Source organism: Pseudomonas sp. YA1, from assembly GCF_058680555.1.
On record NZ_JBZWBG010000024.1, the window covers coordinates 67,131 to 80,198 of the forward strand.

13 protein-coding genes are annotated in these 13,068 nt (G+C 68.5%); 3 read left to right on the forward strand and 10 right to left on the reverse strand.

Going from position 1 to position 13,068, the window contains the following annotated elements; all coding sequences use genetic code 11:
- Positions 1-12: 12 nt before the first annotated feature.
- The 7 genes from AC4OR5_RS27345 to AC4OR5_RS27375 form a co-directional block, all read right to left on the reverse strand.
- Positions 13-654 (reverse strand): NAD(P)-dependent oxidoreductase, encoded by a 642-nt coding sequence (locus tag AC4OR5_RS27345; protein ID WP_058160268.1) that lies wholly within the window; start codon positions 652-654, stop codon positions 13-15.
- A 115-nt stretch (positions 655-769) separates the two neighbouring features.
- The gene (locus AC4OR5_RS27350) at positions 770-1,414 is read right to left on the reverse strand and encodes a potassium channel family protein (protein WP_003085490.1); all 645 of its coding nucleotides are present in this window, start codon (positions 1,412-1,414) and stop codon (positions 770-772) included.
- Positions 1,415-1,470: 56 nt separating this feature from the next.
- Positions 1,471-2,367: a 3-hydroxyisobutyrate dehydrogenase gene (mmsB, locus tag AC4OR5_RS27355; protein WP_003116513.1), complete on the reverse strand. Its 897-nt coding sequence runs from the start codon at positions 2,365-2,367 to the stop codon at positions 1,471-1,473.
- 111 nt (positions 2,368-2,478) lie between these two features.
- Complete coding sequence (gene dspII, locus AC4OR5_RS27360) at positions 2,479-3,582, reverse strand: enoyl-CoA hydratase/isomerase DspII (RefSeq protein WP_003114169.1); 1,104 nt, start codon at positions 3,580-3,582, stop codon at positions 2,479-2,481.
- Between the two features lie 58 nt (positions 3,583-3,640).
- Complete coding sequence (locus AC4OR5_RS27365; protein WP_003085498.1) at positions 3,641-4,459, reverse strand: enoyl-CoA hydratase; 819 nt, start codon at positions 4,457-4,459, stop codon at positions 3,641-3,643.
- A 65-nt stretch (positions 4,460-4,524) separates the two neighbouring features.
- On the reverse strand, positions 4,525-5,688 hold the full coding sequence (locus AC4OR5_RS27370; protein WP_003140948.1) for an isobutyryl-CoA dehydrogenase: 1,164 nt from the start codon (positions 5,686-5,688) through the stop codon (positions 4,525-4,527).
- Positions 5,689-5,699: 11 nt separating this feature from the next.
- Positions 5,700-7,208 (reverse strand): CoA-acylating methylmalonate-semialdehyde dehydrogenase, encoded by a 1,509-nt coding sequence (locus tag AC4OR5_RS27375; protein ID WP_003085501.1) that lies wholly within the window; start codon positions 7,206-7,208, stop codon positions 5,700-5,702.
- 132 nt (positions 7,209-7,340) lie between these two features.
- Here AC4OR5_RS27375 and AC4OR5_RS27380 point away from each other — a divergent pair, with 132 nt between their 5' ends.
- The 3 genes from AC4OR5_RS27380 to ung all read left to right on the forward strand — a co-directional run bounded on the left by AC4OR5_RS27380 (position 7,341) and on the right by ung (position 9,895).
- Positions 7,341-8,222 (forward strand): AraC family transcriptional regulator, encoded by an 882-nt coding sequence (locus tag AC4OR5_RS27380; protein WP_023107221.1) that lies wholly within the window; start codon positions 7,341-7,343, stop codon positions 8,220-8,222.
- Between the two features lie 56 nt (positions 8,223-8,278).
- Positions 8,279-9,100: a VanW family protein gene (locus AC4OR5_RS27385; RefSeq protein ID WP_023107220.1), complete on the forward strand. Its 822-nt coding sequence runs from the start codon at positions 8,279-8,281 to the stop codon at positions 9,098-9,100.
- A 99-nt stretch (positions 9,101-9,199) separates the two neighbouring features.
- Complete coding sequence (gene ung, locus AC4OR5_RS27390) at positions 9,200-9,895, forward strand: uracil-DNA glycosylase (RefSeq protein WP_003085510.1); 696 nt, start codon at positions 9,200-9,202, stop codon at positions 9,893-9,895.
- A 128-nt stretch (positions 9,896-10,023) separates the two neighbouring features.
- Here ung and AC4OR5_RS27395 read toward each other — a convergent pair whose 3' ends face one another.
- From AC4OR5_RS27395 to AC4OR5_RS27405, 3 genes are read right to left on the reverse strand one after another with little or no spacing between them, the layout of a single operon-like run.
- Positions 10,024-11,061: an AbrB family transcriptional regulator gene (locus AC4OR5_RS27395; RefSeq protein WP_003134364.1), complete on the reverse strand. Its 1,038-nt coding sequence runs from the start codon at positions 11,059-11,061 to the stop codon at positions 10,024-10,026.
- On the reverse strand, positions 11,054-12,571 hold the full coding sequence (locus AC4OR5_RS27400) for a tripartite tricarboxylate transporter permease (protein ID WP_003085514.1): 1,518 nt from the start codon (positions 12,569-12,571) through the stop codon (positions 11,054-11,056). Before AC4OR5_RS27400 ends, AC4OR5_RS27395 begins: the two co-directional genes overlap by 8 nt.
- Positions 12,572-12,581: 10 nt before the next feature.
- Complete coding sequence (locus tag AC4OR5_RS27405; RefSeq protein WP_003085516.1) at positions 12,582-13,052, reverse strand: tripartite tricarboxylate transporter TctB family protein; 471 nt, start codon at positions 13,050-13,052, stop codon at positions 12,582-12,584.
- Between the last annotated feature and the right edge of the window lie 16 nt (positions 13,053-13,068).

Here is a 13,068-nt window from a genome sequence, read left to right on the forward strand (position 1 = left end):
CGCCTGGTCTTTTCAGTAGGCCACGGTGAAGCGCTGGCGATGATGACGGGGCTGCTCGGCCTCGTCGAGCATGGCTACCGCCAGGTCTTCCAGGGAAATCCGGCTCTCGCCCTTGGCGTCAAACAGGACCTGGTCGCCGCCGAGGCGGAACTTGCCGCTGCGCTGGCCGGGTTCGAGGAGCATCGCCGGGCTGAGGAACACCCAGTCCAGTCGTTGCTCGCCGCGCAGTTGGTCGAGGGCGTCGGCGGCGCCGAGGGCGCCCTGCTTCCACTGCTCGGGGAATTCCGGGCTGTCCACCAGGCGCTGGCCGGGGGCGATCTCCAGGCTCCCGGCGCCGCCGAGAACCAGCAGGCGCGGCACGCCGGAGCGTTTCACGCCGTCGAGAATGGCCTGGCTGCCGGCGGCGTGGCGGGCGCGGAGGTCGGCGCTGCCCCAGCCGCCGTTGAAAGCGCTGATGACCACCTCGTGGCCTGCCACGGCGCTGGCCACCTGGGCCGGGTCGCTGACGTCCGCCTGCACTACGCAGAGGCCGTTGCGCGCCGCCAGCTTGCTCGGGTCGCGGACCAGGGCGGTTACCGCGTGGCCGCGTTGCAGGGCTTCGTTGAGGAAATAGTGGCCGACGTGGCCGGTGGCGCCGATCAGGGCGATTTTCATGCTGCACCTTCCGTTCGAGAAATGCCGCAGAGCGGCGTCGATCAGCATCATCCGCCCTGCGCTCGCCGGGATAAACCGCTGCGAGGGGGATGCACTCGTTAGCCCAGCTTAATAATCAGACCTCCTCGCTGTCGCTCATCAGGGTCAGGCTGCGGGCCACGGCGAGGGCGATGAACAGGACCCCGATCACTCCTTCGCTGCCGGCCAGCAGGCGCGCCAGCGGGTTGATCGCCTGGATGTCGCCGTAGCCCACGGTGGTCAGGGTCACCAGGCTGTAGTAGACGAAGGTATCCAGGCCGAGTGCGCCATGGCTGGCGATGAAGCTGGCTGGCTGCATCTGTTCGACCATGTAGTAGGCGAGAGCGAAGGCCAGCGCCATCTGCAGGTAGAGCGCGCAGAGTCCGTAGAGCAGCTCGTGGGTCACCGGGCGCTCCTGGGTGACGCGGCGGAACAGCGCGGCGAACAGGGTCAGGTACAGCAGGATCAGGCTCAGCCCGCGCAGCAGGCCGGGCGGCAGGCTGGAGTAGGGACTGCTGAAGTCCGCAGTGGTGTACAGGGCCAGGCTGAACAGGCCGAAGAAGGCCGTCAGGTAGACCAGCGGGCTGCGTCTGCGCAAGGTGTTCATCCCGGCCAGCACCAGCAGCAGGAGGCTGCCGAGCACCCGTGGCTTGGTGCTCGACGGCAGGCCGAGGATCGCCGTGAACAGCACGGTGGAAAAGAACAGCAGGCGGAAACGGTAACGCAGCAGCAGGGCGTTCAAGGCGGGCTCCTCGCATCGTCGAATCGACCAGCCTGGGCGCGGACCCGCCTGCCTGTCTATTGGCCTTGGGTCGGATCGAACAATTTCTGCACCACGGAAAAGTCCCGCTCCGCATAGCCCTGCTTCAGCAACAGGCGGTACAGGCTCAGCGCCAGGCTGCCCATCGGCGTGCTGCTGGCGCTGGCCTGGGCGGCTTCCTGGGCCAGGCCGAGGTCCTTGGCCATCAACTGGGCCATGAAGCCGCCGCTGTAGTCGCGCGACGCCGGAGCGTTCTCCATCACCCCCGGCCAGGGGTTGTAGACTTCCAGCGCCCAGTTGCCGCCGGAGCTGCGGCGCATGATCTCGGCCAGCACCTTCGCCTCGAGGCCGTTGGCCACGCCCAGGGCCATGGCTTCTGCGGTACCGATCATCAGCACCGCGAGGAGCTGGTTGTTGCACACCTTGGCCACCTGGCCGGCGCCGTCGGGGCCGGCATGGAAGATGTTGCGACCCATGGCCTCGAACAGCGGCCGGGCCTTCTCCAGGGCTTCGGCGTCGCCGCCGACCATGAAGGTCAGGGTGCCGGCTGCCGCGCCGGCAGTGCCGCCGGACACCGGCGCGTCGAGCATCGCCAGGCCGCGCTCGCGGGCGGCGGCGTGGACCTTGCGCGCCGAGGTCGGGGCGATGGTCGAGCATTCCAGCACCAGGGTGCCGGGGGCGATGTGCGCGAGCAGGCCATCGTCGTCGAGGTACAGGCCTTCGACGTGCTGGCTGGCCGGCAGCATGCTGATGACCACGTCGGCGCCCTGCACCGCGTCGCGGGCGCTGCGGGCGGCGCTGGCGCCGGCGGCGACCAGGCCGTCGACGGCGCTCTGCACCAGGTCGAAGACGTTCAGCAGGTAGCCGGCCTTGAGCAGGTTGGTGGCCATCGGCGCGCCCATGTGGCCGAGGCCGATGAAGGCGATCTGTTTCATGGAGCTCCTCCTGTGGCGGCCGCGAGGCCTCTTGGGGATGCTGTGAAACAGCTTAGACGCTATGGACGTGGCGGGCGCGCGCCCTCCTACGGCAGAGGGCGGCGCGGCGGATCAGAGCCCCGCCAGCGGATGCTCGCCCTCCCAGGTCGGCTCGAAGTGCGCCTCGATCACCGCCTGCGGGATCGATTCCACCTGCGGCCAATGCCAGTTCGGTGCGTTGTCGCGATCGATCAGCCTTGCGCGTACCCCCTCGGCGAAGTCCGGATGGCGTGTGCAGTTCAGGCTCATGGCGTATTCCAGGCGGAACACCTCGGCCAGCGACAGGTAGCGCGCACGCTCGATCTGCTGCCAGACCAGATGCGCGGTCATCGGGCAGCCCTCGGCCAGGGTCTTCGCGCCACGCGCAAGCAGCGGGTCGGCGTCGTCGCGCAGCGCCACCAGCGCCTGCCAGGCGCTCGCCAGGTCCGGCTGGTCGAGCAGTGCGTCCAGGCGCGGCCGGCGCGGGAGCAACTGGGCCTCCGGCAGTTCGCCGCGGGCCTCGTGTTCGAGGGCGCGAAGCAGGCTGTGAAGTTGCACCTGGGGCGACTCGTTCCAGTTCATCTGCACCAGGCCGGCGAGCAGGGCGTCCTGCTGGTCGTCGAGAAGGAAGCGGTCGGCCAGGTCGAGGTCGAGAGCGTCGCGGGCGTTCATCTGCGCCGCGCTCAGGCCGAGGAACAGGCCGAGCCTGCCGGGCAGGCGGGCGAGGAACCAGCTGGCGCCGACGTCCGGGTACAGGCCGATGCCGATCTCCGGCATCGCCAGGCGGCTGGACGGGGTGACGATGCGAATCCCGGCACCCTGCATCAGCCCCATGCCGCCGCCCATTACATAGCCGTGGGCCCAGCAGATGAAGGGTTTCGGGTAGGTGTGGATGCGGTAGTCGAGGCGGTATTCATCGGCGAAGAAGCGTCGCGCCAGGGCCGGTACCTCGCCGGGTTGCTCACGGCAGGCGTCCACCAGCTTGCGCACGTCGCCGCCGGCGCAAAAGGCCTTGGCGCCGTTGCCGCGCAACAGCACGCAGGCGATGCCGGCGTCCTCGGCCCAGGCGTCGAGTTTCGCCGCCAGGGCCTCGATCATCGGCAGGGACAGGGCGTTCAGGCTCTTTTCCGCATCCAGGGTGGCAATGCCGATGCGGAAGCCATGCAGGCTCGGGCGTTCTTCGAAAAGCACGTTCATGTCGGGGCTCTCGGCTCGGGCGGGCTGTGGCGCAGCCCGCCGGGTTCGATGGGAAGGCTCAGCAGTTGCGCCACTTGGGATCGCGCTTCTCGAGGAAGGCGTTGACCCCTTCGCGGGTGTCCTGGGCGTCGAACAGATCGACGAAGCGCTCGCGCTCCTCCGGCAGCCAGGTGTTCGGCGCGCGTTCGCGGGCACCCTGGATCAGCGGCTTGATGGTGCGGATCGCCACCGGGCTCTGGCGTGCCACCTTGGCCGCCAGCAGCAGGGCGGCGCCGCGCGCCTCGCCGCTGTCCACCACCTGTTCGACCAGGCCGATGCGCAGGGCGGTTTCCGCATCCACCCGCTCGTTGCAGAGGATCATCCGCTTGGCCCAGCCTTCGCCCACCAGCCAGGGCAGCGCCTGGGTCCCGCCGGCGCAGGGCAGCAGGCCCACCGCGGCCTCCGGGAGGGCCATCTGCGCCTGGCGCTCGGCGATGCGGATGTCGCAGGCGAGGGCGCACTCCAGGCCGCCGCCCATGGCGTAGCCGTTGATCGCCGCGATCGACACCCCGCGGAAATCGCGCAGCGCCTCGAAGGCCTCGCCGAAGCGGCGGGCCATCTCGCGAGCGCGGGCCTTGTCGCCGTCGGCGAACATGTTCAGGTCGGCGCCGGCGGAGAAGAACTTCGGCCCCTGGCCGGTCACTACCAGGGCGTAGATATCGTCGTCGCGGTTGAGGTGCTCGATCAGTTGGCGCAGGCCGATCAGCGAGTCGCGGTCCCAGGTGTTGGCCGGCGGGTGGTTGATGGTGATCAGCGCGGTGTGCCCGTGCTTTTCCACGGTGAGCTTGTGGGTCAGGTCGAAGGAGGAAGCCTTGTAGGGTTCGACGGCAGTGTTCATGAAGTCCCTCACTGGATCATGGGCCGGGGCGTCCCGGCACTATCGGATGCGATGGTTCGCGGCGTTCACAGCAGGCGATCGAGCATGCCGCCCTGCTCCAGCAGGCGGCGGGCGACGATCACCCGCATGATTTCGTTGGTGCCTTCGAGGATCTGGTGCACGCGGGTGTCGCGTACCCAGCGCTCCAGCGGATAATCGTTGAGATAGCCGTAGCCGCCGTGCAGTTGCAAGGCCTCGTTGCAGACATCGAAGCAGCGGTCGGTGGCGAAGCGCTTGGCCATTGCGCAGTACAGGGTCGCCTCGGCGTCGCCGCGGTCCAGCCGATGGGCGCCGAGGCGGACCATCTGGCGGCTGGCGGTGAGTTCGGTGAGCATGTCGGCGAGCTTGAACTGCAAGGCCTGGAAGGTCGCCAGCGGCTTGCCGAACTGCTCGCGCTCCTCGACGTAGCGCATCGACTGCTCCAGCGCCGCCTGGGCGGCGCCCAGGGAACAACTGGCGATGTTCAGGCGGCCGCCGTCGAGGCCTTTCATGGCATAGACGAAGCCCTGGCCCTCCGGGCCGATGCGGTTGCCGGCGGGGATGCGCACGCCTTCGAAGGTGATGGTGCGGGTCGGCTGCGCGCGCCAGCCCATCTTGTCCTCGTTGCGGCCGTAGCGGATGCCGGGCGCGTCGGCCGGCACCAGGAAGCAGGAGATGCCCCTGGCGCCGTCCTCGCCGGTGCGCGCCATGACGATCAGCACCTGGGTGCTGCCGGCGCCGGAAATGAAGCACTTGCTGCCGTCCAGCACGTATTCGTCGCCCTCGCGGCGGGCGCGGGTGCGCAGGCGCGCGGCGTCGGAGCCGGCATCGGGCTCGGTCAGGCAATAGGAGGCGAGCGACTCGCCGCCGATCAGGCCGGGCAGCCAGGCCTCCTTCAGCGCCGCGTCGCCGAACGAGGCGAGCATCCAGGCGGCCATGTTGTGGATGCTGATGTAGGCGGTAGTGGCCACGCAGCCGGCGGCCAGTTGCTCGAAGATCAGCGAAGTGGACAGCCGCGACAGGCCCAGGCCGCCGTCTTCCTCGGCGATGTACAGGCCGAGGTAGCCCTGTTCGGCGGCGGCGCGGAGGACTTCCACCGGGAAGTGATGGTCGCGGTCCCAGTCGGCCGCCTTCGGCGCCAGTTCGTGGCGGGCGAAGGCGCGGGCGCTCTCCACCAGCAGGCGTTGTTCTTCGGTGAGGTCGAAATCCATAGGTCCTCGGGTCACTTGAGATGGATGGTCATGTTCGGGCCGGCCGACGATTCGTCGGTCGTCGGTTCATCGTCGAACCAGCGGCTGGTGACGGTCTTGGTCTCGGTATAGAAGCGCACCGCCTGCTTGCCGTAGGCGTGCAGGTCGCCGTAGAAGGAGCCTTTCCAGCCGGTGAAGGAGAAGAACGGCAGCGGTACCGGGATCGGCACGTTGATCCCCACCTGGCCGACCTGCACCGCGTGCTGGTAGCGCCGAGCGGCGCCGCCGGAGCGGGTGAACAGGCTGGTGCCGTTGCCATAGGGATTGGCGTTGACCAGGGCAATCGCCTCTTCCAGGGTATCGACCTCCAGGCAAGCCAGCACCGGGCCGAAGATCTCCTCGCGGTACAGGCCCATCTTCGGCGTCACTGCGCGGAACAGGGTGGGACCGAGCCAGTTGCCGTTGGGATAGCCTTCGACCTGGCACTGCGAGCCGTCGAGCAGGCACTCGGCGCCTTCCGCCTTGCCTTCGGCGATCAGGCGCAGCACGCGCTGGCGCGCCTGCGGACTGATCAGCGGACCATAAGCGGCGTCCGGGTCCTGCCAGTGGCCGGGGCGCAGGGCGGCCATCCGCTCGGCCAGTTCGGGAATCCACTCGCGCGCCGCGCCGACGAACACCGCCGCGCTGATCGCCATGCAGCGCTGGCCGGCGGCGCCGCAACTGGCACCGACCAGGTTGCCGAGAACCTGGGCCTTGTTCGCGTCGGGGAGGATCACCATGTGGTTCTTCGCCCCGGCGAAGGCCTGCACCCGCTTCAGGTGCGCGGTGCCGGTGCGGTACACGTGCTGGCCGACGGCGACCGAGCCGACGAAGGAAATCGCCCGGATGTCCGGGTGGGTGAGGAGGGCATCGACCTGCTCGCGGCCGCCATGGATCACCTGCAGCACGCCCTTCGGCGCGCCGGCCTCGAGGAACAGCTCGGCGAGGCGATTGGGTGTCAGCGGATCCTGTTCGGAGGGCTTGAGGACGAAGGTGTTGCCGCAGGCGATGGCCAGCGGGAACATCCACAGCGGGATCATCGCCGGGAAATTGAACGGGGTGATCCCGGCGCACACGCCGAGGGGCTGGATCCAACTGGCGGTGTCGATCTCGCGGGCGACGTTTTCCACCGTCTCGCCCATCATCAGGCTGGCCACGTTGGCGGCGTGTTCGACCACCTCGATGCCGCGCCACACGTCGCCCTTGGCATCGGCGAGGTTCTTGCCGGTCTCCCGGGCCAGCAGTTCGCCGAGTTCGTCGTGGTGTTCCTTGAGCAGGTGCTGGTAGCGCAGCATCAACCGCGCTCGCTCGGGAGCCGGGACTTCGCGCCAGGTCTCGAAGGCGCGCTGGGCGCTGGCGATGGCCTGCTCGATCTCGTCGGCGGTGGCCTTCGGCGCCAGCGCGAGGACGTCCTGGGTCGCCGGATCGGTGACTTCGATCAGTTCGCGGGAACGGCTGCCGCGCCATTCGCCGTCGATCAGCTGGGGGATTGCCTTGGCCATCGTCGCCTCCGCTTCCCGGTGGACCGGGATGTTGTTTTGAGTCGTTATAGCCGGCCGCAAGCCGCCTGTGGATTGACGATCTTGCGCAAGGGATGGACGATCTTGGGATTCAGACTACCGAGTCGCGTCGCCGTGAAGCGTTCCGTACTGACCTCCGCCTGGCCCCTGCCAAACCAGGGGGTGCGTTTCATCACGCCGCCCCGCCTGCGTCGCGCCCTGGCCCGCCATCCGCTCGGCCAGGCCTGCTACCCGCTGGCCCTCGGTTACTACCCGGAGGCGCATGGCCACCACATGCAGCGGCGCGCGCCGGACGACCATCTGTTGATCTACTGCCGTGCCGGACGCGGCTGGCTGGAGTGCGCCGACGAGCGCGTCGAGGTCGGCGGCGGCGACCTGCTGGTCCTGCCCAAGGGCCTGGAACACGCCTACGGCGCCGACCCGCAGCGGCCCTGGAGCATATACTGGGTACATTTCGAAGGCCTCCTGGCGGAGGACTTCCTGCGCCCGCTGGGCAGCGCTCCGCGCCTGCGCCTGGGCATGCAGCCGCGCCTGCTGGCGGAGTTCGACGCGCTGCTGGCGCTGCGTCGCCAGGGCCTCAGCCTGCCGCACTTCATCCATGCCGCGCACCTGTTGCAGGGCCTGCTCACCTCGCTGGCGGTGCGTCCGGCGCGGGCCAGCCTGAAGTCCGGGCGGGTGCTGGACATCGACGCGGTGCAGGCGCTGATGCGCGCGCACCTGCACGACAGCCTCAACCTCGACGAGCTGGCGGCGCAGTTCAAGCTGTCGCGCTTCCATTTCGCCAAGACCTACCGCGCCCTGACCGGCCAGGCGCCGATCCAGGACTTCATCCAGATGAAGATGGCCCACGCCTGCCGCCTGCTCGACGAGGGCGCGCTGGAGGTGCGGCAGATCGCCGAGCAGCTCGGCTACGCCGATCCCTATTACTTCTCGCGGCTGTTCCGCAAGGTGGTGGGCATGGCGCCCAGTCACTACCGGGCGCTGCACCAGGGCTAGTGCTCCGGGCATAATGCTGCCTCCGGCCCGTGGGCCGAGACCGACAAGGATCGTCGATGCGCAAACCCCTATCGCTCTACCACCCCTGGCTCTACTGGCTGCGGGTCTGGCAACGACGTCTCTGGCGGCACTGCCGCTGGCGTCTTGGCGGCCGTCGCTACGTGCGGCTGCCATCGGTCGACGAGCGCCTGCCGTACCGCTACATCAAGCACACCTCGAAGTTGATCCGCCGCCTCGGCGACAGCGACCTCGCCCTGCAACGCAACAAGGTGGTCAACCTGCGCCTGGCGGTGGACTGCATGAACGGCGTGCGCATCGGCCCCGGCGAGTACTTCTCGTTCTGCCGGCTGGTCGGTCGGCCCAGCGCCCGGCGTGGCTTCGTCGAAGGCATGGAGTTGTCCTTCGGCGAGGCGCGCAGCGGAATCGGCGGCGGCATCTGCCAACTGAGCAACCTGATCCACTGGATGACCCTGCATTCGCCGCTGCGCGTGGTGGAGCGGGCCAACCACAGCTTCGACCCGTTTCCCGACGAGGGACGGATCCTGCCGTTCGGCTCGGGCGCGGCGATCTTCTACAACTTCATCGACCTGGTGCTGCACAATCCGACGGCGGATACCTTCCAGTTGCGCTTCCATATCGCCGCCCACCAACTGGAAGGCGAACTGCTGTGCAGTGCGCCGCGCCCTGTGCGCTACCACGTCTACGAGAGGGCCCAGCGTTTTGTCCGCGACGGCGAGGCAGTGCTGAGGCTCAACGAGATCTGGCGCGACATCCGGGAAAAGGGCCAGGCCGGCACCTTGCTGGCCAGCGAGTGCCTGTACCGCAACCGGGTGCGCGTGAAGTATCCGCTGGAGGAGGCCCGCCTGTCCCGAGATTGACAAGCGCGGCGGGCTTTTCTACGGTTCCGCGGCCACAGGCTGTCGGCGACCTTCTGAAAAAGGCCGGACGACTTTTTCAGTACCGAGACAGGGGGTTCCATGACCGATAACGACGACCGCATCAAGCTCGAGGCGAGCTGGAAGGAAGCGCTGCGCGAGGAATTCGACAAGCCCTACATGAAGCAACTGGGCGAGTTCCTGCGCCAGGAGAAAGCCGCCGGCAAGGCGATCTTCCCGCCCGGGCCGTTGATCTTCAACGCGCTGAACACCACGCCGCTGGAGAACGTCAAGGTGGTGATCATCGGCCAGGATCCCTACCACGGGCCGGGCCAGGCCCACGGCCTGTGCTTCTCGGTGCAGCCCGGCGTGCCGACGCCGCCGTCCTTGCAGAACATCTACAAGGAACTCAACCGCGACCTGAACATCCCGATTCCCAACAACGGCTACCTGCAGCGCTGGGCGGAGCAGGGCGTGCTGTTGCTCAACACCTCGCTGACCGTCGAGCAGGCCAAGGCCGGCTCCCACGCCAATGCCGGCTGGCAGCCGTTCACCGACCGCGTCATCGAGGTGGTCAACGAGCGTTGCGAGCGCCTGGTGTTCCTGCTCTGGGGCAGCCACGCGCAGAGCAAGCAGAAGCTGATCGACCCGCAGCGCCACCTGATCCTCAAGTCGGCGCACCCGTCGCCGTTGTCGGCCTACCGCGGTTTCCTCGGCAACGGCCACTTCAGCCGCACCAACAAGTTCCTCGAGCAGAACGGCAAGACGCCTATCGACTGGTCGCTGCCGGACCTCTGAAGGCCGCTGTCGCCCAACTCTTCACATGGCGGGCGCCGCTGTGTGCCCTCTGGCCGCGCGCGGAATAAAAAAGCCCGCACGAGGCGGGCTGGAAAACGCCACACATCCAGTGTGGCGGCGTGGCTCGATCAGCCGGCGCGCTTCCTCCAGTAGCGGAAGCACGGCTCGGCGAGGAACAGCACCAGCAATAGCCGCAGCACCTGCAGGGCGGTGACCAGCGGCACCGAGAGCTGCAAGGCTTCGGCGGTCAGGCTCAGCTCGGCGATGCCGCCGGGCATCATGCCGAGCATCAGCGACTGGTGGTCGAGGGTGGTCAGCCAGCCGAGCAACTCGGCGGCGAGCGCCGCGGCGAACATCATCCACAGCGTGCAGACCAGGGTGCGACTGACGAAGGCCGGAGCGCTGCGAAAGAAACTGCGGTTGAAATGGCAACCCAGGGCGCTGCCGATCAGCCATTGGCCAACGCCGCTGGAACCGGCCGGCAGGCCGATATGCAGGTCGAAGCCGAGGCTGACGCTGGCCGCCAGCAGCAGCGGGCCGAGTAGCCAGGGATTGGGTTGGCGCAACTTCTGCCAGCCCAGCGCGACCAGCGCCCCGGCCGGGAACAGCAGGGCCAGCCAGCGCCAGTCCACCGGCGCGGCCTGGTGCGGGCCCGGCTGGCCGCCGCCGAGCAGGTACTGGAACGCCGCCGGCACCAGCAGCACCACCAGCAACAGGCGCAGGCTCTGCGCTGCGGCGACGCGGCTGAGCACCGCGCCGTGGCGCTGCCCGAGGTTGACCATCTCGCTGGCGCCGCCGGGCATGCTGGCGAAGAACGCGGTGGCGCGGTCCTCGCCGCTGCGGCGCATGAAGGCGATCGCCAGTACGCTGGAAAGCGTGGTGGCCACGGCGCCGAAAACGATGATCGCGCTGTGCGCCAGCACTTGCTCGATCACTGCCGGAGTGAAGTGCAGGCCGATGCCGATGCCGACGATCCATTGCCCGCACTTGCGTGCCCCCGGCACTTCGGCCAGCGGCAGGTCGGCCAGGCAGCGCACCAGCATCACCGCCAGCAGCGAGCCGATCATCCACGGCAGCGGCCAGCCGACCAGGCTTGCCAGCCAGCCGCCAAGGGCGCCGACCAACGGCGTCGCCCAGTACAGCCTCCAGGTGACGCGCTCAGGCATCGGCCAGCCCTGTCGCGCGACGGGTCGCGCGGCGGCGCCAGGCGCGGACCAGCGGCAACAGCAGCATCACCACCACCAGGGCCCAGGTCACCAGGCTGATCGGGCTCGACCAGAGGATGCCCAGTTCGCCGTTGGAGATCGACAGCGCGCGGCGCAGGTTCTGTTCCATCAGCCCGCCGAGGATGAAGCCCAGCAGCAGCGGCGAGAGCGGGAAGTCGAGCTTGCGCAGGATGTAGCCGAGCACGCCGATGCCGACCATCAGGAACAGATCGAAGGTAGTCGCGTGCACGCCGTACACGCCGATCCCGGTGATGATCGCGATGGCCGGCACCAGGGCCCAGTTCGGCACCGCGAGGATGCGGGTGAACACACGGACCATCGGCACGTTGAGGATGATCAGCATGACGTTGGCGATGAACAGCGAGGCGATCAGGCCCCAGACGATGTCCGGTTGCTGCTGGAACAGCAGCGGGCCAGGAGTGATGTTGTACAGGGTCAGGGCGCCGATCATCACCGCGGTGGTGCCCGAGCCGGGCACGCCGAGGGTCAGCATCGGCACCATGGCGCCGCAGGCCGCGCCGCCAATGGCGGTCTCCGGGGCGGCGAGGCCGCGCATGTCGCCCTTGCCGAACTCGCCCTTGGCGCCGGCCAGCTTCTTCTCGGTCATGTAGGCCACGGCGCTGGCCAGGGTCGCGCCGGCGCCGGGCAGCACGCCCATGACGAAGCCGAGCACGCCGCAGCGCAGGTTGACCAGGAATACGCTGGCGGCTTCCTTGAAGTTGAACATCATCCGCCCGGTGGCCTTGACCGCTTCCTGGCCGTGGTGGGTCTTTTCCAGCAACAGGAGAATCTCGCTGACCGAGAACAGACCCAGTACCAGGACCACGAACTGGATGCCGTCGGCGAGGTGGATGCTGTCCCCGGTGAAGCGGTACACGCCGCTGTTGGCGTCGATCCCGACGCAGGACAGGAACAGCCCGAGCAACGCCGCCAGCAGCGTCTTCAGTGGCTTGTCGCCGGCCATGCCGCCGAGGCAGACGATGGCGAAGACCATCAGTACGAAGTATTCCGCCGGACCGAAGGCGATCGCCCACTTGGCCAGCAGCGGGGCGAACAGGACCATCCCGCAGGTGGCGATGAAGGCGCCGATGAAGGAACTCCAGGCCGACAGCGACAGGGCCACGCCGGCCAGGCCCTTGCGTGCCATCGGGTAGCCGTCGAGGGTGGTCATCACGGTCGAGGCTTCGCCGGGGATGTTGAGCAGGATCGAGCTGATCCGCCCGCCGTACTCGCAGCCCAGGTACACGGCGGCGAGCAGGATCAGCGCGGTTTCCGGTGGCAGGCCCAGGGCGAAGGCCACCGGGATCAGCAGCGCCACGCCGTTGATCGGGCCGAGGCCCGGCAGCAGGCCGACGATAGTGCCGATCAGGGTGCCGATCAGCGCGGTGATCAGGTTGGTCGGGGTCATCGCGACGCCGAAGCCCTGGCCGAGGTAGTTCAAGGTTTCCATCGCGAAGTCCTCACAGCGGCAGGAAGTCGAGGACGCCCAGCGGCAGCGGGACGTCCAGGGCGCGGTCGAACAGCCAGTAGAGGCCGATCCCGAGCAGGCTCGCGGTGATCACCGCGGGCAGTGGCCGGGCGCCGTAGAGAATGGCCATGCAGGAGCCGACCAGGGCGGCGCTGAGGATGAAACCGAGCGCTTCGAACAGACCGGCGAACACCAGCAGCAGGGCGATGCAGGCGAGCACCTTGAGCAGCACGGCGCCGCTCAGCGGCTGTTCGTCCTCGGCGTGGCGAATCGGCGTCGGCCGCACGATCAACCAGGCCAGGCCGGCGCCCATCAGCGCCAGGCAGAGCAGCGGGTAGGCGCGCGGGCCGACCGGTTCGTAGGAAAACGGCGCCTGGTAACGCCAGCCGGCGACCGCCAGGCCGACGCAGGCGAGCAGCCAGAGCCCGGCGAACAGGCGCTGGTACAGGTTGGAACGGGTCATGGGACTATCCTCGTGG